This is a genomic window from Bifidobacterium samirii, assembly GCF_003952945.1.
GTDB lineage: Bacteria > Actinomycetota > Actinomycetes > Actinomycetales > Bifidobacteriaceae > Bifidobacterium > Bifidobacterium samirii.
The window spans coordinates 145460-168593 of sequence record NZ_QXGK01000004.1 but is presented as its reverse complement, the minus strand read 5'-3'; the positions used below and the strand labels follow the sequence as shown (position 1 = coordinate 168593).

The 23134-nt window shown below is 69.1% G+C and carries 23 protein-coding genes and 1 tRNA gene; 16 read left to right on the top strand and 8 right to left on the bottom strand.

Annotated elements, in window-relative coordinates; genetic code table 11:
- The first annotated feature begins 227 nt into the window (after positions 1-227).
- The 6 genes from D2E24_RS03490 (at position 228) to D2E24_RS03470 (ending at position 6178) form a co-directional block, all read left to right on the top strand.
- Positions 228-587: a hypothetical protein gene (locus tag D2E24_RS03490; RefSeq protein WP_125967935.1), complete on the top strand. Its 360-nt coding sequence runs from the start codon at positions 228-230 to the stop codon at positions 585-587.
- Positions 588-700: 113 nt separating this feature from the next.
- Entirely contained in the window at positions 701-2023 is a 1323-nt protein-coding gene (gene tyrS, locus D2E24_RS03485; protein WP_125967934.1) for a tyrosine--tRNA ligase, read from the top strand.
- A gap of 214 nt (positions 2024-2237) precedes the next feature.
- Positions 2238-4022: a tetratricopeptide repeat protein gene (locus D2E24_RS03480; protein ID WP_241222831.1), complete on the top strand. Its 1785-nt coding sequence runs from the start codon at positions 2238-2240 to the stop codon at positions 4020-4022.
- A gap of 8 nt (positions 4023-4030) precedes the next feature.
- Positions 4031-5062 carry an HAD-IIA family hydrolase gene (locus D2E24_RS03475; RefSeq protein WP_125967933.1) on the top strand — a complete coding sequence of 344 codons (1032 nt, stop codon included), beginning with the start codon at positions 4031-4033 and terminating at the stop codon, positions 5060-5062.
- Positions 5063-5187: 125 nt separating this feature from the next.
- The gene (locus D2E24_RS10705) at positions 5188-5316 is read left to right on the top strand and encodes a hypothetical protein (RefSeq protein WP_277594585.1); all 129 of its coding nucleotides are present in this window, start codon (positions 5188-5190) and stop codon (positions 5314-5316) included.
- Between the two features lie 25 nt (positions 5317-5341).
- Positions 5342-6178 (top strand): TlyA family RNA methyltransferase, encoded by an 837-nt coding sequence (locus tag D2E24_RS03470; protein WP_125967932.1) that lies wholly within the window; start codon positions 5342-5344, stop codon positions 6176-6178.
- A gap of 118 nt (positions 6179-6296) precedes the next feature.
- Here the strand turns inward: D2E24_RS03470 and D2E24_RS03465 are convergent, their stop codons facing one another.
- From D2E24_RS03465 to D2E24_RS03435, 7 genes are all read right to left on the bottom strand, one after another.
- Positions 6297-6950: a potassium channel family protein gene (locus tag D2E24_RS03465; protein WP_125967931.1), complete on the bottom strand. Its 654-nt coding sequence runs from the start codon at positions 6948-6950 to the stop codon at positions 6297-6299.
- A 68-nt stretch (positions 6951-7018) separates the two neighbouring features.
- Positions 7019-8482, bottom strand: coding sequence for a TrkH family potassium uptake protein (locus D2E24_RS03460; RefSeq protein ID WP_125967930.1), 1464 nt, complete (start codon positions 8480-8482; stop codon positions 7019-7021).
- Positions 8483-8704: 222 nt separating this feature from the next.
- Positions 8705-9199: an N-acetyltransferase gene (locus tag D2E24_RS03455; RefSeq protein WP_125967929.1), complete on the bottom strand. Its 495-nt coding sequence runs from the start codon at positions 9197-9199 to the stop codon at positions 8705-8707.
- Complete coding sequence (locus D2E24_RS03450; RefSeq protein WP_125967928.1) at positions 9196-9465, bottom strand: type II toxin-antitoxin system TacA family antitoxin; 270 nt, start codon at positions 9463-9465, stop codon at positions 9196-9198. Before D2E24_RS03450 ends, D2E24_RS03455 begins: the two co-directional genes overlap by 4 nt.
- A 157-nt stretch (positions 9466-9622) precedes the next feature.
- Complete coding sequence (locus D2E24_RS03445) at positions 9623-10339, bottom strand: HAD family hydrolase (RefSeq protein WP_125967950.1); 717 nt, start codon at positions 10337-10339, stop codon at positions 9623-9625.
- Positions 10340-10393: 54 nt separating this feature from the next.
- Positions 10394-12133 (bottom strand): DNA repair protein RecN, encoded by a 1740-nt coding sequence (gene recN / locus D2E24_RS03440; protein WP_125967927.1) that lies wholly within the window; start codon positions 12131-12133, stop codon positions 10394-10396.
- A complete protein-coding gene (locus D2E24_RS03435; protein WP_125967949.1) occupies positions 12133-13137 on the bottom strand; it encodes an NAD kinase in 1005 nt (334 codons plus the stop codon). Before D2E24_RS03435 ends, recN begins: the two co-directional genes overlap by 1 nt.
- Positions 13138-13413: 276 nt before the next feature.
- Between D2E24_RS03435 and D2E24_RS03430 the strand changes: the two genes are divergently transcribed.
- The 3 genes from D2E24_RS03430 to D2E24_RS03420 are packed head-to-tail and all read left to right on the top strand — an operon-like array spanning position 13414 to position 15445.
- The gene (locus D2E24_RS03430; RefSeq protein WP_125967926.1) at positions 13414-13785 is read left to right on the top strand and encodes a GntR family transcriptional regulator; all 372 of its coding nucleotides are present in this window, start codon (positions 13414-13416) and stop codon (positions 13783-13785) included.
- 23 nt (positions 13786-13808) lie between these two features.
- Positions 13809-14702, top strand: coding sequence for an ABC transporter ATP-binding protein (locus D2E24_RS03425; RefSeq protein ID WP_125967925.1), 894 nt, complete (start codon positions 13809-13811; stop codon positions 14700-14702).
- A complete protein-coding gene (locus D2E24_RS03420; protein ID WP_125967924.1) occupies positions 14699-15445 on the top strand; it encodes an ABC-2 transporter permease in 747 nt (248 codons plus the stop codon). The genes D2E24_RS03425 and D2E24_RS03420 overlap by 4 nt, the downstream gene beginning before the upstream one ends.
- Positions 15446-15565: 120 nt before the next feature.
- Here the strand turns inward: D2E24_RS03420 and thrC are convergent, their stop codons facing one another.
- Positions 15566-17053: a threonine synthase gene (gene thrC / locus D2E24_RS03415; protein WP_125967923.1), complete on the bottom strand. Its 1488-nt coding sequence runs from the start codon at positions 17051-17053 to the stop codon at positions 15566-15568.
- A gap of 135 nt (positions 17054-17188) precedes the next feature.
- On the opposite strand from thrC, the gene D2E24_RS03410 reads away from it, so the two are divergent.
- The 7 genes from D2E24_RS03410 (at position 17189) to rsfS (ending at position 23132) form a co-directional block, all read left to right on the top strand.
- Positions 17189-18472 carry a glutamate-5-semialdehyde dehydrogenase gene (locus D2E24_RS03410; RefSeq protein WP_125967922.1) on the top strand — a complete coding sequence of 428 codons (1284 nt, stop codon included), beginning with the start codon at positions 17189-17191 and terminating at the stop codon, positions 18470-18472.
- A gap of 108 nt (positions 18473-18580) precedes the next feature.
- Positions 18581-19147, top strand: a complete 567-nt coding sequence (locus D2E24_RS03405; RefSeq protein WP_241222830.1) for a phosphoribosylglycinamide synthetase — start codon at positions 18581-18583, stop codon at positions 19145-19147.
- 13 nt (positions 19148-19160) lie between these two features.
- On the top strand, positions 19161-19832 hold the full coding sequence (gene nadD, locus D2E24_RS03400) for a nicotinate-nucleotide adenylyltransferase (RefSeq protein WP_206430914.1): 672 nt from the start codon (positions 19161-19163) through the stop codon (positions 19830-19832).
- A 147-nt stretch (positions 19833-19979) separates the two neighbouring features.
- A complete protein-coding gene (locus tag D2E24_RS03395) occupies positions 19980-21002 on the top strand; it encodes a ribose-phosphate diphosphokinase (protein WP_125967920.1) in 1023 nt (340 codons plus the stop codon).
- Positions 21003-21121: 119 nt separating this feature from the next.
- A tRNA-Gln gene (locus D2E24_RS03390) sits at positions 21122-21192 on the top strand.
- A gap of 113 nt (positions 21193-21305) precedes the next feature.
- Positions 21306-22688, top strand: a complete 1383-nt coding sequence (gene glmU / locus D2E24_RS03385; RefSeq protein ID WP_125967919.1) for a bifunctional UDP-N-acetylglucosamine diphosphorylase/glucosamine-1-phosphate N-acetyltransferase GlmU — start codon at positions 21306-21308, stop codon at positions 22686-22688.
- Positions 22689-22754: 66 nt separating this feature from the next.
- Complete coding sequence (gene rsfS / locus D2E24_RS03380) at positions 22755-23132, top strand: ribosome silencing factor (protein ID WP_125967918.1); 378 nt, start codon at positions 22755-22757, stop codon at positions 23130-23132.
- The last annotated feature ends 2 nt before the right edge of the window (positions 23133-23134 follow it).

Here is a 23134-nt window from a genome sequence, read left to right as displayed (position 1 = left end):
TGGCGGCCTGAGCGCCACGACGAACACGCCGGACGCCGCCGGCAGGGCGGAGCGTGCCCATAACGCCCGGTCCGTGAACCGACACGTCGACCACCTACAGAGTTGACAAAAACATAGGAACACCCCCCGTGGAGAACCACGATTGGATATATCAAGGGGGCGAATCGTGAAGGCGATTCTGTTTTCGTGACTGCAAGGCGTTCCTCCAATCGTTCAAGAACTGGGGCATGGTCCTCGCCGTCCTGATCACCGCGGTGTTCGTGGAGATGATCGCCGGCGGTAGCGGCATGCTGGACCCGTTCACGTGGGCGGTCTATTTCGGACCGTATTTCATCTGCTCGTCCTGCTCGGTGATGGTGTCCATCCTGTATCAGGATTTCCGGGACGGACTGTTCGACCTGTACATGCAGCCCGGCCGCTCCTATTGGAGCTGGTGCCGGCTCAAATGCGTGTTCCCCGTCATCCTCGACGACCGGCACGTCGTCAAGGACATGGCGCTCGCCGAATGCGACGACTACGAGGCGTTCACCAAGGCGGCCACGCTCGGCCGCGAACGCACGCACGTCGACTTCGGCATACCTCGGTAGACGACGCCATGCCGCCGTGGCTTCGCCCGCCTCGCCGGGCGGGCCTGTCGGCCTGTTCTGAGAGACTGATAGGCGCACAAAACCCGCGAATTGCATAGGGAGAAACCACGGTTATGGCTCACGTCATCGACTTCAAGGAGGCCGGATTCGATTCGGTCCTCGAAGAACTGGAATGGCGCGGGCTGATCTCGCAGTCCACCGACCGCGATCAGCTCGCCGAAGCGCTGAACGGGGAGCCGATCACCTATTACTGCGGCTTCGACCCGACCGCCGCGTCGCTGCACATCGGCAACCTCGTCGCTCTGATCAACATGCGCCACCTGCAGGCCGCCGGCCATCATCCGATCGCCCTCGTGGGCGGCGCGACCGGCCTGATCGGCGACCCGCGCCAGTCCGGCGAGCGCACCCTGAACCCGAAGGACGTCGTGGCCGGCTGGGCCGACCGCCTGCGCCGCCAGATCGGCGGCATCCTGGAGACCGAAGGCGCCAACCCGGTGCGCTTCGTGTCGAACTACGACTGGACCGCGCAGATGAACGTCATCGACTTCCTGCGCGACGTCGGCAAGAACTTCCGCCTGGGCACCATGCTCGCCAAGGACACGGTCGCCCGCCGCCTCAACTCCGAGGAAGGCATCTCGTTCACCGAGTTCAGCTACCAGGTGCTCCAGGGCAACGACTACCTGCACCTGTTCGAGGAGTTCGGCTGCACGCTGCAGATCGGCGGCAACGACCAGTGGGGCAACCTCACCAGCGGCATGGACCTGATCCGCAAGGTGAAGGGCGAGTCCGTGCACGTGTTCACCAGCCCGATCATCACCGACGCGACCGGCAAGAAGTTCGGCAAGTCCGAAGGCAACGCCGTGTGGCTCGACGGCACGATGCTCAGCCCGTACAAGTTCTACCAGTTCTGGTTCAACCGCCCCGACGTGGAGATGGAGAACCTGCTCAAGGTGTTCACCTTCCTGCCGAAGGCCGAGATCGAGCGTCTGGTGGAGGAGTCGAAGACCAATCCGGGCGCGCGCGAGGCCCAGCGCACGCTCGCGTGGGAGGTCACCAGCTTCGTGCACGGCGAGGCCGCCACGCAGGCCGCGATCGACGCGTCGGCCGCGCTGTTCGGCCGCGGCGGCGACCTGGCCGGCATCGACGAGGCGACGCTCGAGGCCGCGATCGACGGTCTGAAGATCGAGACCGAGGACGGCGGCAAGGAGTTCGCCCCGGCGTCCGACGGCGAGCGCATCGCCGAGGCGGGCGTGCGCGCCGGCCTGTTCAAGTCCGTCTCCGAGGCCCGCAAGACCATCAAGGCCGGCGGCGTCTACCTGAACAACGCGCGCGTCGAATCCGAGGACCAGCCGCTTCAGTCCGCCGACTTCCTGCACGGCCGCTTCGCGCTGATCCGCCGCGGCAAGAAGGCCCTCGGCGTCGTTGAACGCCACTGACCCGCGCACGGCCGCGGACGGGACGCGCCGGCATGGCCGGCCGTCATAATGTCGCGGCGTAGCGCGATCCGCATCGTTTCATCCGGCTCCCCACTCGGGGAGCCATCATCACAGCCGACCGGGGAGTGTCGGCGGGGGAGCCCGCCGGCGTCGCCCGGTCCGTCTCATCAGTCGTTCCCCGGACGGGGATCAGGAATCTAGTCAAAGGACATCCATGGCAGAAGAACAGCGCCGCTCGGGCGGCAAATCGTACGGCAACCGCAAGTCCTACGGCTCGTCGCGTCCCGGCGGCCACGGCAACGGCGGCAAGGGCGGCTTCCACAAGGGCGGCAAGTCCGGCGGCTTCCGCAAGCATGACGGCTTCCGTAAGGACGGCGAGCGCCGCGACGGCGGTTTCCGCCGCGAGCGCGACGGCGAGCAGCGCGGCGAGCGCCGCGACTTCCACCGCGACGGCGAGCGTCGTGAGTTCCGCCGTGACGGCGAGGGCTTCCGCAAGGACGGCGAGCGCGGCGGCTACCGCGGCAACGGCGGCAAGGGCGGCTTCCACAAGGGCGGCAAGTCCGGCGGCTTCCGCAAGAACGACGGCTTCCGTAAGGACGGCGAGCGTCGCGACGGCGGTTTCCGCCGCGACGGCCAGGGCGAGGGCGAGCGTCGCGAGTTCCGTCGTGACGACCGCCGCAACGACCGTCGCGACTTCAAGCGCGACGACCGTCGTGACTTCCGCCGTGACGGCGAGCAGCGCGGCGAGCGCCGTGATTTCAAGCGTGACGACCGCCGTGGCGGCGACAACCCGCGCTACCAGCGTGACGACCGTCGTGATTTCAAGCGTGACGACCGCCGCGACGAGCGCAAGGGCCGTCCGCAGGGTGAGGAGCGCCGCGAGTTCACGACCGAGGAGAAGCGCGAATACCGTGAGGAGAAGCGCCGCGAGTACATGCAGCGCGGTCCGCGCCGCAACTCCGACGGCACGATGAGCTTCCCGTCGCAGAACCCGTACACGGACCGTCGCCCCAACGAGCCGCGCATGCCCAAGGGCATGGAGTGGTCGATGCTGTCGTCGGACGAGCGCGACCGTCTGCGCGGTCTGGCGAAGGAGCATGCGGAGAACATCGGCCTGCACATCCTGGCCGCGTACGCGCTGGAGGAGAAGGACCCGCAGCTGGCGCTCGAGCACGCCAAGTGGGTGGCCCGTCAGGCGTCCCGCATCGACTTCGCGCGTGAGACGCTCGGCTTCATCGCGTACCGTCAGGGCGACTACAAGCTGGCGCTGCGCGAGCTGCGCACCGCGTACCGCATGAACGGCTTCCTCGACTACCTGCCGTTCATCGCCGACTGCGAGCGCGGCACCGGCAACCCGAAGAAGGCGATCGAGGTCGCGACGAGCGACGACGCGAAGTATCTGCGCGGCGAGGCGAAGGCCGAGATGTTCCTGGTGTACGCGGGCGCGCTGTCCGACATGAACCAGATGGACAAGGCCATCGAGATCGTGCACACGCTGGGCCGTTCCAAGGGCCTGCCGGGCGAGTACCGCATGCGCGCCATCCAGGCCGAGCAGTACTTCCTCGAGGAGTGCGGCCGCACCGACGACGCGGCGGCGCTCGAACCGCTGCTGGACCGTCTGGAGACGCAGTACGCGGACGACGACGAGGACATGGACGATCTGATCATCGACCATGATCTGGAGGGCTTCACCGACGACGAGCTCGACATGCTGGGCATCAGCGAGGCGGACGCGCAGTACGCGCCGGCCGACTTCGGCATGGAGCCGGGCGAGGGCGACGAGGCCGAGTCCGATGAGGCCGAGTCCGAGGACGCCGAGGACGGCGAGGGCGACGGCGAGTCCGTCGAGGAGATCGCCGGCATGGGCGAGGCCGCCGACGCGGACGAGACCGCTGCCGGCGACGACGAGACCGAGCTGGACGCGCAGGCCGCCGAGGCCGGTGTGGAGTCCGACGTCGAGCCGGGCACCGGCATCGACGACGCGGCGGACGCCGAGTGACGCACGCGATGCTCAAGCACACCGACAGGCCGGTCGCCGAAACCTACCGGCTCGCGCTGCTCGACCTCGACGGCGTGGTCTACCGGGGCAAGAACCCGGTGGAGCACGCGGCCGAGTCGATCCGCGCGGCCGAGGCGGCCGGCATGACGATCGAATACACGACCAACAACTCGTCGCGGTTCCAGCGCGTCGTCGCCGAGCAGCTGCGCGGTTTCGACCTGGACGTCGAACCGCGGCAGGTGATCACGTCGTCGGTCGTGGCCGCGCGCATGGTCGCCCGCCACGTGCCCGCCGGCGCGAAGGTGCTCGTCCTGGGCGCCGCGCACCTGCGCGAGGAGGTCGCCGCCGCCGGACTGACGGTCGTCGAATCGGCCGCCGACGAGCCGGCCGCCGTGATCCAGGGCTGGTATCCCGACATGACGTGGAGCCAGATGGCCGAGGTCGCGTACGCGGTCGAACACGGCGCGACGTACTTCGTGACCAACCGCGACCTGACGATCCCGCGCGAGATGGGCATCGCGCCCGGCTGCGGGTCGATGATCCAGGCCGTGATGAACGCGACCGGCGTCGAACCGGTCGCCTCGGCCGGCAAGCCCGAGTCGGCGATGTACGACGAGGCGCGTCTGCTCGCCGCCGGCGACGACGCGCAGCCGGTCGACAAGACGCTGTGCCTGGCCATCGGCGACCGTCTCGACACCGACATCGAGGCGGGCACGCGCGGCGGCTACGACGCGCTGGCCGTGCTCACCGGCGTGACGAACCCGCGCGAACTCATGCTCGCGCCCGCGCACCTGCGCCCCAGCTACATCGTGCCCGACCTGCGCGGCCTGCTCGAAGCGCAGCCGCCGGTCGAACGCCTCGACGGCGGCGTCTGGCGCTGCCGCGACGCGCACGCCACGCTCGACGAGGCGGCTGCGACGCTGGGCGTCGACGACGCGACGTCGGTCGACGCGCTGCGCGCCGCCTGCTGCGCCGCATGGTCGTACGCCGACCATGGCGGCGACCCGGCCGCGCTCGACCTGCCCGACTTCCGACTCTAGCCGGCCCCTGCGCCCGGTCCGCGCCCGCCGATCGCGGGACGCGGGCCGGGCGCACGCATGTCGGGCGACGGCCGCCCGCATACGGCCGCACCATACGACGGCAAGACAGTGACGAAAGGACCATCATGCCGGAAGAACTCATCCGACGCTTCCCCCAGCTCGCCGGCTTCGACGAGGCCGACGACGCGCGGCGCATCGAAGCGCTCCAATCCGTGCTCGACCAGCTGACCGGCGACCTCGACGACGCCCGCTGACGGGCTTAGGGAAAGGCGGCAACGCATGACGCAACGACTCGACGCGCTGATCGTCGCCCGCGGGCTGGTCGACAGCCGTTCCAAGGCGCAGCGGCTCATCCGCGACGGCCACGTGACCGTCGACGGGCGGACCGCGGCCAAACCGTCCATGCCCGTCGCCCCGGACGCCGCGATCGCGGTCGACAAGGGCGACGACTACGTGTCGCGCGGCGCGTACAAGCTCGTCGGCGCGTTCGACGTGTTCGGCGCGCGCGCCGTCGGCCCCGATGCCGACACCGGCAACGGCCCCGACGGCGGTCACGAAGACGCCGATAGGGGAGCGGCCGGCGTCGCGTTCGACGCGCTGTTCGAGCCGCTGCCCGAACCGGCCGGCCTGCATTGCCTCGACATCGGCGCGTCCACCGGCGGCTTCACCCAGGTGCTGCTGCGCCGCGGCGCCGCGCAGGTCGTCGCGCTCGACGTCGGCCACGACCAGCTCGACGCGCGCGTCGACGCCGACGCGCGCGTCATCCGCATGGACGGCGTCAACATCCGCGACGTGACCGCCGACACGCTGCCGTGGCGGCCGCAGATGATCGTCTCCGACGTGTCGTTCATCTCCCTGACGTACGTGATCCCCGTGATCGCACGCATCGCCGCGCCCGGCGCGCGCATCGTGCTGCTCGTCAAACCCCAGTTCGAGGTGGGACGCGAGGGGCTGGGCCGCGGCGGCGTCGTCGCCGACCCGGCGCTGCGCGAGCGCGCGCTGGCCGACGTCGTCGCCTGCGCACGCGCGCACGGACTGCGCGTCCTGTCCGCCGCGCCCTCGCCGATCGAGGGCACGCACGGCAACGCCGAATACCTGCTGTACGCGGCGGCGTGACGGACGACGACGGGCGGCACCGGGCCGCACCGTCGCCTGCGCACGGCCTGCATATACGACGACGGCCGGTTCCGACGGATATGCCGCCGGAACCGGCCGTCACTGCACCAGGCGCCTCTCAGCCGCGGATGAACTTGTCGATCTGATCCTCACGGCCCATGATGACCAGCTCGTCGTTGCGGTGCATCACCAGCTCCTTGGAGCCGTACTGGAATTCGGTGCCCGGCGTCTTGATGCCGACCACGGTGATGCCGTAGCGTTCGTGCACCTTCGCGTCCTCGATCGAATAGCCGACCACATGCTGGGGCGTGTGGATCTTCACGACCGTGTGCGCGCCCTCGATCTCGATGTAGTCGAGGTAGTTGCCGCTGACCAGATGGCCCACGCGCTTGCCCGCGTCCGTCTCCGCGTTGATGATGTGCCGCGCGCCGATGCGCTGCAGGATGCGCGCATGCTCCTTCGACACCGACTTCGCCCAGATGTCCGAAATGCCCGCGTCGAGCAGGTTGCCGGTGGCGATGACGGACGCCTCGACGCTGTCGCCGATCGCCACGATCGCCGTGTCGAAATCGGACGCGTTGAGCTGTTCGATCGCCAGCACGTCGGTCATGTCGGCCTGGACGGTCGGGATCTGCGACGACCACCGGTTGACGAGCTCCAGATCGCGGTCGACGGCGAGCACGTCCTGGCCCATCGCGTCGAGCGTCGTGGCCACGGCGCTGCCGAATCGGCCCAGGCCGACGACGAGCACGCTTCTGTTGGTATGCGCCATTGTGGTTCCTTTCCGTGACTTTCCGTGAAAACCGTTGTCGATCCGCGCCGGTCGCCCGCTGCCGTACGTCAGCCGACGACCATCGGCTCGGTCGGGTAGCGCAGCGATTCGAGTGCGCGCGGCTTGCTGATCGAATACGCGATGGTCATCGGGCCGAGACGGCCGACCACCATCGTGAACGCGAGGATCGCCAATGCCGCCGGATTGTCCTCGCGCGCCACGCCCACCGTGTAGCCGCCCAGGCCGAACGCGGAGCACGCGTCGAACAGGCCGTCGCTGAACGTGCAGCCCGAGACGATCATCAACGCCAGCGACGCGCACATGACGAGCAGCAGGCAGGTGGTGGTGATGCTGACGGCCGTCATCGCCACGTCGGTGTGGATGCGGCGGCGGAACACGGTGATGTCCTTGTGTCCGGTGAACGACGCGCGGCACACGATGAGGATCACCGCGAGCGTGGTCACGCGGATGCCGCCCGCCGTGGACGTGCTGCCGCCGCCCACGAACATCACCATGCTCATGAACACCTTGGTCGGCTCGCTCACCTGCGGCACCCACGACAGGTCGAAGCCGGAGCTGCGCGGCATGACCGCGGCGACCATCGCATGCCGCATGCGCGTCTCGACGTCCGCGTCGGCGAACAGCGCCGGATTGTCCCATTCGACGGCGAGGAACCATATGAGCGACGCGGCGACGATCAGAAACGTCATCGTCAGCGTCACCTTCGTGTGCAGGCTCCAGCGGCGCGGCGGCGTATGGTCGCGCGTGCACCGCAGCAGGTTGAGCAGCACCGGGAAGCCGAGCGTGCCGCAGAACGCGGACGTCATGATCGGCAGGCCCACCGCCCAGCTGTTGACGTGCAGGCCGGCGCCGTCGGGCGTGAACCCGGCGTTGTTGTACGACATGACCGCGAAGAACAGCGCCTCCCACGCGGTCTTCCCCCAGTCTCCTCCGGTGACGCGCAGCAGGCCGGGGAACAGCGCCAGGAACGTCGTCGCCTCGATGATGAGCGACGTGCCTAGCACGACGCGCAGGACGCCGCGCACCTCGCTGAGCTTGGTGGTGCCCAGTTCGCTCGCGGTCAGCAGCCGCTGCGTGGCCTTCATGTGGTGGTTGATCGCCAGCGTGATGAGCGAGGCGAACGTCATGACGCCCAGGCCGCCCATCTGCACCGACACGAGCAGCACGCCCTGGCCGAACATGGTCCAGTGGGTCGTCGAGTTGACGATCGAGATGCCGCAGGTGCTGAGCGCCGACACGGCGGTGAACAGGGCGGTCGAGAACGTCGTCGTCTCGCCTTCGGGCGTGGATTCGGGCAGGAGCAGCATCGTCGTGGCCGCGGTGACGAGCGCCATGAAGTAGATGATGGTCAGCCGGCCCGGCTGGGAGGTCAGATGCTGGCTGATCGTGCGCTTGCGCGGGCGGCGCTCGTCGGCCGCGGCCTTCTCGAACGTGTCTCCCGAGAACCACCATGCGTAGCCGCGCGAGGCCTCGCGATTGGAGGAGGACTCGTCAAAGACGAGGTTCGACATGAGCGCCCCTTCTCTTTCCGCGTTTCCGTCGTTGCTTCGATTCCAACAGGCCATTGTAAGCCCACTCGTCCCGAACGCCTACTTCGTCGCGGTTCGGAGGCGGGGGGAGCAGCCGGAACCGGCGGAACCGCAGCCGGGAACGGTCGGACGGAGGTGCCGCGCCCGACGACACCGGGCGGCTGGTATGCCATGGGCCAGTGTTCGTTTGCGCTGACGCGGTACCTAGTGCTTGTCCCGGTCGAGGGGGAGGAACATCATCTCGGAATCCCGGATGTGGCGGAAGCCGTAGTGCTCGTAGAAGAGCACGGCACGGTCCCCGGCCGGCTCCACGAGCAGCGCCCTCGCGCCGACGATCTCCGCCGCGCCGAGCGCGCGCAGGATCGCGTCGCGCAGCAGTTGACCGCCGATGTGCAGCGTCTGCCATCGGATGTCGACGCCGAGCATCCCGAGCAGGATCACGGGGATCGGGTCGGGGGAGTTGCGCCGCAGCCAGCCCGTCGCCTCCCCGTGCGTCACGCTGCGGGCGCTGAGCGTGTAGAACCCCACCAGATCGTCCCCGACGAACGTGCCGTACGCCACCGCGGTATGCTGCCGCTGCGACATGGTCCAGTGGCGGGTCAGCCAGTCGTTGACCACGGGATTGCCGCAGTCGAATCCGGATACCGGATCCTGCGGTGTGAGCCGTCGTGGTCTGGTCGGCCTTGGATGCTCGCTCATGCCCAGATCGGCTCCCTGCCCAGCAGCTCGGCCGCGGCGTCGGGCATCGGCTCGTCCAGCGCGACGACGAAGTCGTTCCACGCCACGTCGGAGAGCGCGACCACCCGCGATGCCTGGATGTCGCGCGCGGCGGCCTCCAGCAGGTTGGACAGCGCCCACTGCGACGCCGTCATCCCCTTGGATTCCGCGGCCTGGGCGATCCGGTCGCGCTGCTCGCTGGTCATCCGCATCTCGAAGCGGCTTTCCTTGGTGATTGTCGTACTCATGATTCGATTGTACGGCAAATGTCCGTACGCGAGAAATCCGTGGGCTCCGCTTGTCGTCTTCTGGGGCCGGAACCTGTGGATTTGTTCGCGTCGGAACGAGGTGGACGCATACAAATCCACGGAATCGTGACTTCGGATGGCTGCAGGATGCGCCCGCTCAGAGGATGCGGGGGGCGTTGGTGAAGTCGAAGAGGACGCCGTCGGCCAGGTCGCAGATGGCGGGCCAGTCGGCGGCGGACGAATCGTCGTGCATCGCCCACACGCGCATGCCGGCCGACCGGGCGGAGCGCATGGCGACGAGCAGGTCCTCGAACACCGTGCAGTCATGCGGGTCCACGCCGAGCCGCTGCGCGGCCAGCAGGTACACGTCGGGACGGTCCTTGCCGACGTCGCCCACGTCGTCGACGCTGACGGTCGTGTCGAAGAGGTCGAGGATGCCCACATGCCGCATCGCCGGCTCGCGCAGGGCCGGCGGCAGCGACGTGGCGACCGCGAGCCGGGCGCCCGACGCCTTCAGGTCGGTCAGATAGTCGAGCGCGCCCAGCTTGGCCTCGACGGAGGTCTCGTACATGCGCCGTCCCATCTCGTCCCATTCGGCCATGATCTGCTCGGGCGTCTCGCTCAGGCCGAAGCGGGCGATCGTGTATTCGGCGATCTGCCGGAACTGCATCGCCGCGATCGTCGTCGCATAGTCGGCGGGCACGGGGATGCCGCGCTTGGACAGGAAGTCCTCGTCGACCTGGTCCCACACGCCCATCGAGTCGAGCAGCGTGCCGTCCAGGTCGAAGATCGCGGCCTTGCCGGCGTTGACGACGCCGGTCGGCGCGGCGGTCGCGTCCGCCGCGCCCGTGACGGCCGTGACGTTGTCGTCCATCGTCATGATTCCCATCGTCCCTTCTCTGATATGCCGATCCGACATGCCGGTCCGTCAGTCCGCGGCGCGGCGCGACGAGTCGAGCAGTTCGCGCGCGTGGTCGAGCGACGCCTCGGATTCGGTGCCGGAGAGCATGCGCGCGATCTCGCGCACGCGGTCCTCGTCGCGCACTTCGTCGACGAACGTGACGACGCCCGGCTCGTCGTCGGGCGAATCCGGCGGCTCCTTGGTGACGACGAACTGGGCGTCGGCCCAGCTGGCCACCTGCGCCAGATGCGTGACGACGATCACCTGCGCGCTGCCGGCGAGCCGGGCGAGCCGTCGGCCGAGTTCGACGGCGGTCTTGCCGCCGACGCCCGCGTCGACCTCGTCGAAGATGAACGTCATCGGCGCGCCGTCGCCGTCGGTGCGCTTGGAGGCGGCCGCCAGCTCCATCGCGAGCATGAGTCGGCTCAGCTCGCCGCCGGACGCGCTTTTGCCCATCGGCAGCTGGGGCGCGCCCTCGTAGGGGGTGAACAGGAACGCGATGTCGTCGACGCCGTTCGCGTCGAGCGGCCACGTGGGCGTGCGCCCGTGGCCGTCGCGCCGCGTGACGCGGATGTCGAGGCGCGCGCCGTCCATCGCGAGGCTCGACAGTTCGCCGGTGACGGTCGCCGCGAGTTCGCCGGCGGCCGCCGCACGCGCCTCGCTGAGGCGCACGGCCGCGTCCATCGCCGCGTCGAAGAGCCGGCGTCGTTCCGTTTCGAGTTCGGCGACCTTCTCGGGGGACGCGTCGAGGTCCTCCACGTCGAACACGGCCTTGTCTCGCCAGGCGATCACGTCGGCGAGCGTGGGGCCCCAGCGGCGCGTGAGCTCGCCGAGCTCGTGGATGCGCGTGTTGATTTCGTCGAGGTCGGCCACGTCGCCGTCCACGTCGAGGTCGCGGCTGAGCGAGTAGACGACGTCGGACAGGTCGGCGTTGATGGAGTCGAGCCGGTCGGCGAGTTCCGGGAAGTCGCCGTCGGCGCGGATGGCGCGCAGCGACTGGGCGGCGCGCGTGATGAGCTCGCCGGCGCCGACCGTCTCGCCGTCGGTGTCGATCTGGGAGGCGTCGAGCGCGCCGATGGCGGCGCTGACGCCCTGGATGATGTCGGCCGCGTTCTCGATGCGCGAACGCCGCGCCTTGAGCTCGTCGTCCTCGCCGTCCTGCGGGTCGACGCGGTTGATGCGTTCGATGGATTCGCGCAGGTAGTCGGCCTGCTGGCGGGCGGTCGCCTCCTGGTTGCGCAGCCGTTCGAGCCGTTCGTCCATCGCGGCGAGCGCGTCGAACGCCGTATGGTAGTCGGCCAGTTCGCGCTCGTCGCCGGCGACGGCGTCGAGGAATTCGCGCTGGCGTGCGGGGGAGGCGATGCGCAGCTGGTCGGCCTGGCCGTGGATGGTGACGAGCGCGCCTGACAATGCGTCGAGGAGGGCGCGCGGCACGCCGCGTCCGTTGGCGACGGCGCGCGAGCGGCCGGTGGCGCGTACGGTGCGCGACAGGAACAGTTCGCCGTCCTCGGGTTCGATGCCGGCGTCGCGGGCGATGGCGGCCGCCTCGCCGTCGCCGACGGCGAACACGCCCTGCGTCCACGCCTCCTGCGCGTCGGGGGAGATGCGGCCGGCGTCGGCGGGCCCGCCGGAGATGAGCCGGATGGCGCTCAGCAGCATGGATTTGCCGGCGCCGGTCTCGCCGGTGATGGCGGTCATGCCGGCGGCGGGGGTGAGCAGGGCGTGACGGATCGGTCCGAGCCCGCGGATTTCGAGTTCTTCGAGCATCAGCGGCCGGCCGCCTCGCCGTCGGCGGTCGCTGCGCTCGCCGGCGCATCGGCCTTATGCGCGCTGTGCAGCGTGCCGATGCCGTCGGGGAAGACATGGCCGTGGTGCGGTGCGGCCGCGTTGCCGCGCGCCTGTTCGCGCAGGCTCACGACGGGCAGGTCGAACTTGGTGACGAGCCGGTTCGTGAACGGCACGCCCGACAGCCGCGCCAGACGCAGCGTGTCCTTCGACTGGCGGATCTCGACGCGCGTGCCGACGGGCAGGGCGCGCTGTCGACGGCCGTCGCAGCAGATCCATCCGTCGGACATCGAATCGTCGAGGATGTCGATCGCGAACGTGGATCCGGAGCCGATGACGAGCGGACGGGCGAACAGGGCGTGCGCGGCGAGCGGCACGAGCTGGAGCGCCTGCACGTCCGGCCAGATGACGGGGCCGCCGGCGGAGAACGCGTACGCGGTCGAGCCGGTGGGCGTGGAGACGATGACGCCGTCGCAGCCGAACGAGCTCATCTCGACGTCGTCGACGCGGATGGACAGCTCGACCATCTTGCCGCGGTCGGCGTGCTCGAGGGCGATGTCGTTGAGCGCCCAGTCCTCGATCGGCTCGGCGGCGCCTGGCAACCACACGTCGACGTGCGCGATCATGCGCTCGTCGATCGAGTAGTCGTGGGTGGCGACGCGGCGGATCGCGTCGGCCATCTGGAAGCTTTCGAATTCGGCGAGGAAGCCGACGTGGCCGAGGTTGACGCCGAGGATCGGCACGCGGGTGCAGTGCACGAGTTCGGCGGCGCGCAGGATGGTGCCGTCGCCGCCGAGCACGACGACGATCTCGGTGTCGTCGCGCACGACCGGCGGCCGCGCGCCGAAGTCGGGCGCCTCGGCGTTGTCGATGATGGACACGTCGAATCCGGCGGCGCGCAGCTGCTCCACCGCCTCGGCCACCACCGTGCCGCTCTCGCGCAGACGGGTGTGGGTCACCACCACGGCATGACGTACGCCGGCCATCGCATCCCCCTTGGAAGAAGAAACACCAATGCGCCCCATCGTAGTCGATTCGCGTGAGATGTCCGAACGGTTGTTCGATTCGCGGGCGTGCGGCGGGCGTACTGCGGGCGTGCGGGTGCGCGACGGCCGCGCGGCGACGCTGCCGGCCGCGCGCGACGCGCCGACTGTTGTACTGTTATGCAACACACCTTGACAGTCGTCGATAACAGTTATACAGTTCTATATAACAGCTGAACGGCCGCAGGGCCGACAACTCAATATCGAAAGGGGACGCAGGTGAAGCTGATCATCTCATCCGTGTCCGGAGAACCCATCTACGAGCAGATCAAGACGCAGATCCGTTCGGCGGTGCTGTCCGGTGAACTGGCCGCGGGGGAGGCCCTGCCCTCCCTGCGCACCCTGGCCAGGGAGCTGCGCATCTCCGTTCTCACCGTCACCAGGGCGTACAACGAACTGGCCGACGAAGGCGTGGTGCGCAACATCCAGGGCAAGGGCACGTTCGTCATGGAACGCGGCAACGAGCTGATGAAACGACAGCTCGAAACCCGGGTCCGCAACTGTCTCGCCGAAGCCGCCACCGCCGCCCAAGCGGCCGGCATCCCGGCCGAACGTCTGCATGACATGCTCGACGACGCCTACCGTCAGTAGGCAACCAGCAAAGGAGCATGGCGATGACCGCCATCGACGCCGCACCCATGGCGCTGTCCGTCACGGACGCCACCCGGAGCTACGACTCCGGATTCACCCTCGACCACATCACCTTCGACCTGCCCGCCGGCTACATCATGGGCCTCATCGGCCCCAACGGCGCCGGCAAGTCCACGCTCATCAAACTCATCCTCAACATGATCCGCCGCGACGAGGGCGACATCCGCGTCCTCGGCCTCGACAACATCCGCGACGAGGAGGCCGTCAAGGAACGCCTCGGCGTCGTCTTCGACGTCAGCTACCTCATCGACGTGTGGACCGTCGCCAAGGTCGAGCAGGCCATGGCCCCCATGTACCGCACGTGGGACCGGGCCGTGTTCGAGAGCTACCTCAACCGCTTCGGCCTCGACCGGAAGAAGAAGGTCAAGGAACTCTCGCGAGGCATGCAGATGAAGCTCATGCTCGCCGTCGCCCTCAGCCACGACGCCCGCCTCCTCATCCTCGACGAGCCCACCAGCGGCCTCGACGTGCTCGCCCGCGACGAACTCATGGACATCCTCCAGAACACCATCGCCGACGGCGAGCGCAGCGTCCTGTTCTCCACCCACATCACCGCGGACCTGGAACGCGCCTCCGACTTCATCACCTACATCACCGACGGCCGCCTCTTCTTCACCGGCCCCAAGGACGAATTCGCCGAATCGTTCCTCATCGTCAAGGGCGGTCCCGACGACCTCGACGCCGACCTCCGGGCCCGCGCCATCGGCATCCACCGCTACGGGACCGGCTTCGACGCGCTCATCCACGCCGGCGACGGCCGCACCGTCGCCGCGCGCACGCCCGGGCTGCTCGTCGAACGCGCGTCCATCGACGACGTCATCCGCCTGACCAACGCGCGAGAGGAGGTGCTGCGATGAGACGACTGGCCGCGCAGATGCGCCTTGACACGATGCGCGCCTTCTCCCAAGGCGGCGCCGTATGGTTCTTCTTCATTCTTGCCCCGACGCTCGCGTTCATCGTTCCGCTCGTCACCGGCGGCATCAACGGCGTGACCGGCGGCGGACTGCCCGGCATGGTCAGCGGCGTCGGATTCATGCTGACGATCTACCCGTTCCTCTACGAGGAACAGGGCGAACATCGCCGCATCAACGGGCTCATCCCCATCGGACGCGCCCGCCAGGTCGCCGGACGCTACCTGTTCGTCCTCGCATGGCTGCTGGTCATCCTGCTCGACCTGGTGGCGGTGCGCGTGCTCGCCTGGGGCGGCGCGATGCTGTCGGGAGGCGTCGAAGCGTCCGGAGACCTCGGCTCGCTGGGCTGGGACATCATATCCGGCGCCGTCATGCCGACGCTGGTCATCCTGCTCATGGATGCGCTCGTCATACCGCTGCTGTACCGCTACCCGCTCACCAAAGTGTGGCAGATCATCGGCATCGCGATCGTCTGCTGCATCGCGGGCGGCGCGCTCATCGCATGGGGAGCGCCCAAGCTGCTGCCCGCATCGGCGATGGACGCCCTGACGAAGGCGATGGGTGCGATCGCCGACGCCGCCGACGCCTCCCCGCTGGGCGCGACGCTCGTGTTCGCGCTGGTCTGCGCGGCCGCCTACGAGCTCTCGTTCCTGCTGTCGCGCCGGTTCAACCTCGCCAGGAATCTGTGATCCGGCGTCGCCCGGAGGGCCGATGACCGCGACGGTCCATATGCGAGTGGGGTCCTCCGGTTCGTTCCGGAGGACCCCACTCATGTCATGCGCGGGCCCGATGCCCGCGCGACGGGCGGATCAGAGCGCCGCGGCGGCGGACTCGACCACGTCGGTCATGCCGGCGACGGACGAGACGGCGTCGAAGCGCACCTGGGCGGTCTCCAGACCGCGCAGGGCGGCCGGCGGCACCGTGCCGGTCGCCTCGGCGAGCACGTCCATGCACGCGAAGTCGGTGCCGGTCGCGTCCAGGCCCAGCGCCTCGTTGACGACGCGCGGGAACTTGTACGGGCTGGCGGTGGCCAGCACGACGCGCGGGGTCAGCGGGTCGCGCGGCATCTGCTGCGCCACGTACCACGCGCACGCGGTGTGCGGGTCGATCACGTAGCGGTTCCTCTCCCAGCAGTCGGCGATCATCTGGCGCACCTGGTCCTCGTCGGCCCAGCCGCAGCCGAACAGGTGGCGGATGCGCGCCAGCAGCGTCTCGGGAACCTCGTACGCGCCCCACTGCTTGAGGTCGTTCATGAGCATCGTGATCAGACGCGTGTCGCCGTCGGACATGTAGTAGAGCATGCGCTCCAGGTTCGAGGAGACGAGGATGTCCATCGACGGGGAGATCGTCTGGAAGAACGGGCGCTGGCGGTTGTACGTGCCGGTGGTCAGGAAGTCGAACAGCACGTTGTTGCGGTCGGACGCGACGATGAGATGCTTGACCGGCAGGCCCAGCATCTTCGCATAGTAGCCGGCGAGGATGTCGCCGAAGTTGCCGGTCGGCACGACGAACTCGACCTCGTCGCCCACGTTGATGACCTGCCGCTCCAGCAGCTGCGCGTACGCGGAGAAGTAGTAGACGACCTGCGGCACCAGACGGCCCACGTTGATCGAGTTCGCGCTGGACAGCGCCACGTGGTGCTGTCCAGCCAGACGCTCGGCCAGCTCATGGTCGGCGAAGATGGTCTTCACGGCGGTCTGCGCGTCGTCGAAGTTGCCCTCCACCGCGCACACGTTCACGTTCGCGCCCGTCTGCGTGGTCATCTGCAGCTCCTGCACCTGGCTGACCTTGCCCTGCGGGTAGAACACGGTGATCGCCGTGCCCGGGGCGTCGGCGAAGCCGGCCAGCGCCGCCTTGCCGGTGTCGCCCGACGTGGCCGTCAGGATCATGATCTTCTCGTCAGCGTCGCCGCCCTCGGGCGTGGTGCGCGCCATGAAGCGCGGCAGGATCTGCAGCGCCACGTCCTTGAATGCGGAGGTGGGGCCGCGGAACAGTTCGAGCACGTAGTCGTCGCCCACCTCCTCGAGCGGGGTGATGCGCTCGTCCGACCACTGGTCGCCGTACGCGGCGGCGATGCAGCCCTTCAGCTCCTCGTCGCCGAAGTCCGGCAGCAGCGCGTGCAGCACGTCGAACGCGATGTCCTGATAGGGGCGGCCGGCCAGGTTCGCGATGTCGACCTTCGACTGGCCGAGCGCATCGGTGACGAACAGGCCGCCGTCGTCGGCGATGCCCTTGCGGATCGCCTGCTTGGCGGTGAGCGAATCGGTGGTGGAACGCGTGGAATGGAACGTCGTCATGGAATGGAACCCCTCACGATCGGGACGATGCTTGCCGTCTTCGAGTCTATCGGCACACGTGGGCAGCCCTGGCGCCCGGTTCCGCATGCTGGCGCGGGAGCCGGCGGCCGCCGCCGCGTGCGCTATCGTGTGCCTATGACCGAAGAGACATTCGCCGCGGTATGCGCCATGGCCGACGCGGCTTCACGCGCCCAGCGCGAACTCGCCCAGACCTCCACCGAAGCCAAGAACACGCTGCTTGGCGCCATCGCCGACGCGCTCGACGCGAACGCCGTCGCCATCGCCGCCGCCAACGCCGACGACATGGCCCGCGCCCGCGCCGAACACATGGACGACGGCAAGCTCGACCGCCTCCTGTTCGACGAGCCGCGCATCCGCGCCGCCGCCGACGGCATGCGCCACGTCGCCTCCCTGCCCGACCCCGTCGGCGAGATCGTGCGCGGCTACAGCCTGCCCAACGGCCTGCGCCTCCAGCAGCGGCGCGTCCCCATCGGCGTCATCGGCATGATCTACGAGGCGCGCCCCAACGTCACCGTCGACGTCGCCGCCCTCTGCCTCAAATCCGGCAACGCGGCGATCCTGCGCGGCGGCCACGCCGCCGAAGCCACCAACCGCGCCACCATCGACGTCATCCGCGCCACCATCGGCGCGCACGGCCTCGACCCCGCGCTCGTCGACACCGTCGACCCGTACGGGCGCGACGGCGCCACCGCCATGATGGAGGCGCGCGGCCACGTCGACCTGCTCGTGCCGCGCGGCGGCCGCGGCCTCATCCAGGCCGTCGTGCGCGACTCCAAGGTCCCCGTCATCGAAACCGGCGCCGGCAACGTGCACATCTACATGGACCGCTCCGGAGACCCCGCCAAGGCCATCCCCATCCTCATCAACGCCAAGACGCAGCGCATCGGCGTGTGCAACGCCGCCGAGAAGCTGCTCGTCCACCGCGACGTCGCCGCATCCTTCCTCCCGCTCGCCGCGCAGGCGCTCGCCGACGCGGGCGTCGAGATGCACGCCGACGACGAGGCTCGGGCCATCATCGACGCGGCCGGCATCGACGGCGCGCGCGTCGTCGCCGCCACGGGCGAGGATTGGGATACCGAATACCTGGCGCTGACGATCGGCGTGAAGGTCGTCGGATCGCTCGACGAGGCCATCGACCACATCAACGCGCATTCGACCGGCCACACCGAGTCGATCGTCGCCGAGGACTATTCGGCGGTCGAACGCTTCACCGGGCGCATCGACTCGGCCGTGGTGATGGTCAACGCGTCCACGCGGTTCACCGACGGCGGCGTGTTCGGCTTCGGCGCCGAACTGGGCATCTCCACGCAGAAGATGCACGCGCGCGGCCCGATGGGGCTGCGCGAGATGACCACGACCCAGTGGGTCGGCTACGGCACCGGCCAGATCCGCGCCTGAACGCACGGGCGGTCGGGCCGGACGGACCGCCCGGAGGGCCGACCGGACGGTGACGCCGCCGCGGGGCGGTGCGCAGGCAACGCAGAGCAACGAGACAGGGAGGAGATCATGAGCGATCTCGACGTCAGGGAAGGGGAGCCGCTGCGCCCCGACATCGATGTGGACGACCCCCGGCTGGGCATGAAGCTCGCCGCGGAACGGCTGAGCATCGTACGCTACGTGTTCCTCGTGCAGATCGAGGACGGCATCGCCACCGCCGAGCAGCGCGCCTCGCTCGAATACGCCGACGCGGTGCTCATCGACTGGCCCGACGAACACGGCGACCGGGTCGCCGACCTCGACGAGGCCCAGCTGGCCACGGTCCGCCGCCACATGGAGGCCATGGAGGAGCAGGTGCGCCGCTTCACCGCGCAGGAGCGCGCCGGCGACATCGACGGCATGACGCAGACGCTGATCCGCGTCACCGAGCACGTGGCCGTGGTCCGCGACCTGTACCAGCCCGACTTCGCGCTGCCGACCTTCGCCGAGATCCGGCGCGTCGTGCAGGAGGAGTGGGACGAGGACATGGGCAAGATCGACCCGCACGAATCCGGCGTCGACGCGGCCGTCGACGACGCCGCGCCGGCCGCCGCGCCCGCCGCATCCGACGTGACGGGGGAGGGACCGCGTGGCTGAGGACGAACGCCGCATGTCCGACCTGTCGGCCGAGCCGTCCCCGGGCAACACGACCGTCGCGACCCGCCCCTGGCGGCTGTCCACGCGCGGCAACCGGCACGACCGGCCGCGCATCGGCATCATGGGCGGCACCTTCGACCCGATCCACAACGGCCATCTGGTCGCCGCATCCGAGGTCGCCTGGGTGTACGACCTCGACGAGGTCATCTTCGTGCCCACCGGACGTCCCGTGTTCAAGCTCGACAAGAAGGTCACGAACGCCGAGGACCGCTACCTGATGACGGTCATCGCCACCGCGTCGAACCCCAAGTTCACCGTCTCGCGCGTCGACATCGACCGACCCGGCGTCACGTACACGATCGACACGCTGCGCGACATCCGCGAACGCCACCCGGACGCCGAGCTGTTCTTCATCACCGGCGCCGACGCGGTCGCCGAGATCATGCAGTGGAAGGACGCCGAGAGCATGTGGGAGCTGGCGCACTTCGTCGCCGTCACCCGCCCCGGCTACTCGTCGCCCGACGGCGTGCAGCCGCCCGCCGGCAGCGTCGACACGCTCGAGATCCCCGCGCTGGCGATCTCGTCGACCGACGTGCGCCGCCGCGCCGCCCACGGCGAACCGGTGTGGTACCTCGTGCCCGACGGCGTCGTGCAGTACATCGGCAAGCACGGGCTGTACACGTAGCGGGGGAGCGGGGCGCACACCCGCCGGCACTCCGCCGGCCCACCATCGACACGCCCGGACGCGCCCGCGCCGTCGGGGCGTGTCGCGGGTCGGCGCGCACGGTTACTATGAAATCCGTCACTTCAACGAAGCCGAACGTCTGGAGACATGGTGAGCGCCATCCTTGAAGGAAAGCCCGATAAGAATCTCATTCTCGTGACCGGCCGGTCGCACCCGAAACTGGCGGCCGACGTCGCCGAACAACTTGGCATCGACGTGCTGGAGACCACGGCGTACGACTTCGCGAACGGCGAGATGTACGTGCGCTACACCGAGTCGGTGCGCGGCGCGGACGTGTTCGTCCTGCAGTCGCACGCCAAGCCCGTGAACAAGGCGATCATGGAGCAGCTGATCATGATCGACGCGCTCAAGCGCGCCTCCGCCCGCTCCGTCACCGCCGTCTGCCCGCTGCTGGGCTACTCGCGCCAGGACAAGAAGCACCTGGGCCGCGAGCCCATCTCCTGCCGTCTGGTGTTCGACCTGCTGCGCACCGCCGGCGCCGACCGCATCATGAGCGTCGATCTGCACGCCTCGCAGTCCCAGGGCTTCTTCGACGGCCCGGTCGACCATCTCATCGCCATGCCGGTGCTCGTCGACTACATCCGCGACCGCTTCGCCGGCCAGCTCGACAACGTCACCGTCGTCTCCCCGGACGCCGGCCGCATCCGCGTGGCCGAGCAGTGGGCGCAGCGCCTGGGCGGCGGCCCGCTCGCCTTCGTGCACAAGACCCGCGACATCACCCGTCCGAACCAGGCCGTCGCCAACCGCATCGTCGGCGACGTCGAAGGCAAGGACTGCGTGCTCGTCGACGACCTCATCGACACCGCCGGCACGATCGCCGGCGCCTGCCACGTGCTGGCCGATGCCGGCGCGAAGTCGGTGACCGTCGTCGCCACGCACGGCGTGCTCTCCGGCCCGGCCGTCGAACGCCTCAAGAACTGCGGCGCCCGCGAGGTCGTGCTCACCGACACCGTGCCGATCCCCGAGGAGAAGCGCTGGGACGGCCTGACCGTGCTGTCCATCGCGCCGCTGCTCGCCAGCGCGGTGCGCGCCGTGTTCGAGGACGGTTCGGTCGCCGAACTGTTCGACACGTACCCGGAGCACCACGGCAAGGGCTTCCTCTTCGCCTGACGCCCGACGTCTGACGCCCGGCACGCGCCGGGAAGCCGGACGCCCGGACGATCGGCACGATTTGACGTTGTCTGGGGCTATGGCATAATGAACACTTGGCGGGAGTCAGCTCTCGCCGTTCCCCCATGGTGTAATGGCAGCACACGGGTCTTTGGAACCCTTTGTCTTGGTTCGAGTCCAGGTGGGGGAGCGCATGGAACGCCTGGCGGCGAGTCGCGGCATGGCCGTGGCCGCGGCCGGGCGTTTTCCGTTTCGACAGTCGGCCGGCACTCGGGGCGTCGGCGACACCAACAGGAGGCCACAATGGCATTATCGGCAGCAATCATCCTCGCCGCAGGCGAAGGCACCCGCATGCGCTCGGCCATGCCGAAGGTGCTGCACACCTTCGCCGGCAAGACGTTCCTCAACCGCGTGATGGACTCCGTGGCCGCGCTCGACCCGGACACGCTGGCCGTCGTCGTCCACTACCAGGCCGAACGCGTGGCCGCCGCCGCCCGCTCCTACCATCCGGACGTCGAGATCGTCAACCAGGACGACATCCCCGGCACCGGCCGCGCCGTCCAGTGCGCGATGTCCCAGCTCGACGCCGAAGGCAAGCTCGACGGCTACGTGCTCATCGCCGCCTCCGACATGCCGCTGCTCGACGCCGGAACGCTGAGGAGCCTCCTCGCCTTCCACGAGGAGAGCGGCAACGGCGCGACCGTGCTCACCACCATCCTCGACGATCCGACCGGCTACGGCCGCATCATCCGCGACCGCGAGGGCCACGTCCTGCGCATCGTCGAACAGCGCGACGCCAACCGCAGCGAACTGGCCGTCCAGGAGGTCAACACGTCCGTGTACGTGTTCGACGCGAAGGTCCTCGCCGCCGCCATCGCCGGCCTCGACAACAACAACTCCCAAGGCGAGTTCTACCTGACCGACGCGCTCGAGACCGCCCAGAAGCAGGGCAACGTCGGCGCGTTCGCCGCCCCCGACCCGCTGAGCGTCGAAGGCGTCAACGACCGCGTCCAGCTCGCCGCGCTCTCCAAGGAGCACAACCGCCGCGTCTGCGAGGCGTGGATGCGCGCCGGCGTGACCATCCTCGACCCCGCCACCACGTGGATCGAGGACGACGTGCAGCTCGCCCGCGACGTGACCGTCCTGCCCGGCACGTTCCTGCAGGGGCACACCGTCGTCGGCGAAGGCGCGACCGTCGGCCCGTACACGACGCTCATCGACGCGACCGTCGACGCCGAAGCCGTCGTGGAACGCTCCCGCGTGCAGGAGTCGCACATCGGCCGCGCCGCCAACATCGGCCCCTGGACCTACCTGCGCCCCGGCAACGAGCTGGGCGAAGGCTCCAAGGCCGGCGCCTACGTCGAGATGAAGAAGGCGCACATCGGCGACGGCACCAAGGTGCCGCACCTGAGCTACGTCGGCGACGCCACCCTCGGCGACCACACCAACATCGGCGGCGGCACCATCACCGCCAACTACGACGGCGTGCACAAGCACCACACCGAGATCGGCTCCGGCGCGCACATCGGCGCCGGCAACCTGCTCGTCGCGCCCGTCACCGTCGGCGACAACGTCACCTCCGGCGCCGGATCCGTCATCCGCCACGACGTGCCCTCCGACGCGATGGTGTACTCCGAGAACACGCAGCACGCCGTCGAAGACTGGAAACCCGCCTGGGAGCGCTGAACGCGCCCGCCGACCCAACCGATCCAACCAACCGAACACCAAACCGAAAGAAGGAGCCCACCGACCGTGACCGCAGTCCAGAACTCCATCGACGACATCCGCATCGCCGCCGAAGCGGCCGACCGCCTCAAGGCCCGCGACATCGTCGCCTACGACGTGAGCGACCTGCTCGGCATCACCGACATCATGCTCGTCGCCACCGCCGCCAACGAACGCCAGGTCCTCGCCGTGGCCGAGGAGATCGAAAAGGACCTCTACCTCAAGGCCGACAAGCGCCAGCCGCGCTCGCGCGAAGGCCTCGAGGAAGCCCAGTGGCTCCTGCTCGACTACGGCGACTTCGTCATCCACGTCATGCACGAGGAGGCCCGCGAATTCTACCGCCTCGAACGCCTGTGGCGCGACTGCCCGGCCGTCGAGCTCGACCTGGCCCACCCCGAGGAGTAAGG

Bases quoted from the DNA above. Each gene is read 5' to 3' on its own strand.
- D2E24_RS03490 (WP_125967935.1), top strand. From the start codon at position 228: ATGGTCCTCGCCGTCCTGATCACCGCGGTGTTCGTGGAGATGATCGCC.
- tyrS (WP_125967934.1), top strand. From the start codon at position 701: ATGGCTCACGTCATCGACTTCAAGGAGGCCGGATTCGATTCGGTCCTC.
- D2E24_RS03480 (WP_241222831.1), top strand. From the start codon at position 2,238: ATGGCAGAAGAACAGCGCCGCTCGGGCGGCAAATCGTACGGCAACCGC.
- D2E24_RS03475 (WP_125967933.1), top strand. From the start codon at position 4,031: ATGCTCAAGCACACCGACAGGCCGGTCGCCGAAACCTACCGGCTCGCG.
- D2E24_RS10705 (WP_277594585.1), top strand. From the start codon at position 5,188: ATGCCGGAAGAACTCATCCGACGCTTCCCCCAGCTCGCCGGCTTCGAC.
- D2E24_RS03470 (WP_125967932.1), top strand. From the start codon at position 5,342: ATGACGCAACGACTCGACGCGCTGATCGTCGCCCGCGGGCTGGTCGAC.
- D2E24_RS03465 (WP_125967931.1), bottom strand. From the start codon at position 6,950: ATGGCGCATACCAACAGAAGCGTGCTCGTCGTCGGCCTGGGCCGATTC.
- D2E24_RS03460 (WP_125967930.1), bottom strand. From the start codon at position 8,482: ATGTCGAACCTCGTCTTTGACGAGTCCTCCTCCAATCGCGAGGCCTCG.
- D2E24_RS03455 (WP_125967929.1), bottom strand. From the start codon at position 9,199: ATGAGCGAGCATCCAAGGCCGACCAGACCACGACGGCTCACACCGCAG.
- D2E24_RS03450 (WP_125967928.1), bottom strand. From the start codon at position 9,465: ATGAGTACGACAATCACCAAGGAAAGCCGCTTCGAGATGCGGATGACC.
- D2E24_RS03445 (WP_125967950.1), bottom strand. From the start codon at position 10,339: ATGGACGACAACGTCACGGCCGTCACGGGCGCGGCGGACGCGACCGCC.
- recN (WP_125967927.1), bottom strand. From the start codon at position 12,133: ATGCTCGAAGAACTCGAAATCCGCGGGCTCGGACCGATCCGTCACGCC.
- D2E24_RS03435 (WP_125967949.1), bottom strand. From the start codon at position 13,137: ATGGCCGGCGTACGTCATGCCGTGGTGGTGACCCACACCCGTCTGCGC.
- D2E24_RS03425 (WP_125967925.1), top strand. From the start codon at position 13,809: ATGACCGCCATCGACGCCGCACCCATGGCGCTGTCCGTCACGGACGCC.
- D2E24_RS03420 (WP_125967924.1), top strand. From the start codon at position 14,699: ATGAGACGACTGGCCGCGCAGATGCGCCTTGACACGATGCGCGCCTTC.
- thrC (WP_125967923.1), bottom strand. From the start codon at position 17,053: ATGACGACGTTCCATTCCACGCGTTCCACCACCGATTCGCTCACCGCC.
- D2E24_RS03410 (WP_125967922.1), top strand. From the start codon at position 17,189: ATGACCGAAGAGACATTCGCCGCGGTATGCGCCATGGCCGACGCGGCT.
- D2E24_RS03405 (WP_241222830.1), top strand. From the start codon at position 18,581: ATGAGCGATCTCGACGTCAGGGAAGGGGAGCCGCTGCGCCCCGACATC.
- nadD (WP_206430914.1), top strand. From the start codon at position 19,161: ATGTCCGACCTGTCGGCCGAGCCGTCCCCGGGCAACACGACCGTCGCG.
- D2E24_RS03395 (WP_125967920.1), top strand. From the start codon at position 19,980: ATGGTGAGCGCCATCCTTGAAGGAAAGCCCGATAAGAATCTCATTCTC.
- glmU (WP_125967919.1), top strand. From the start codon at position 21,306: ATGGCATTATCGGCAGCAATCATCCTCGCCGCAGGCGAAGGCACCCGC.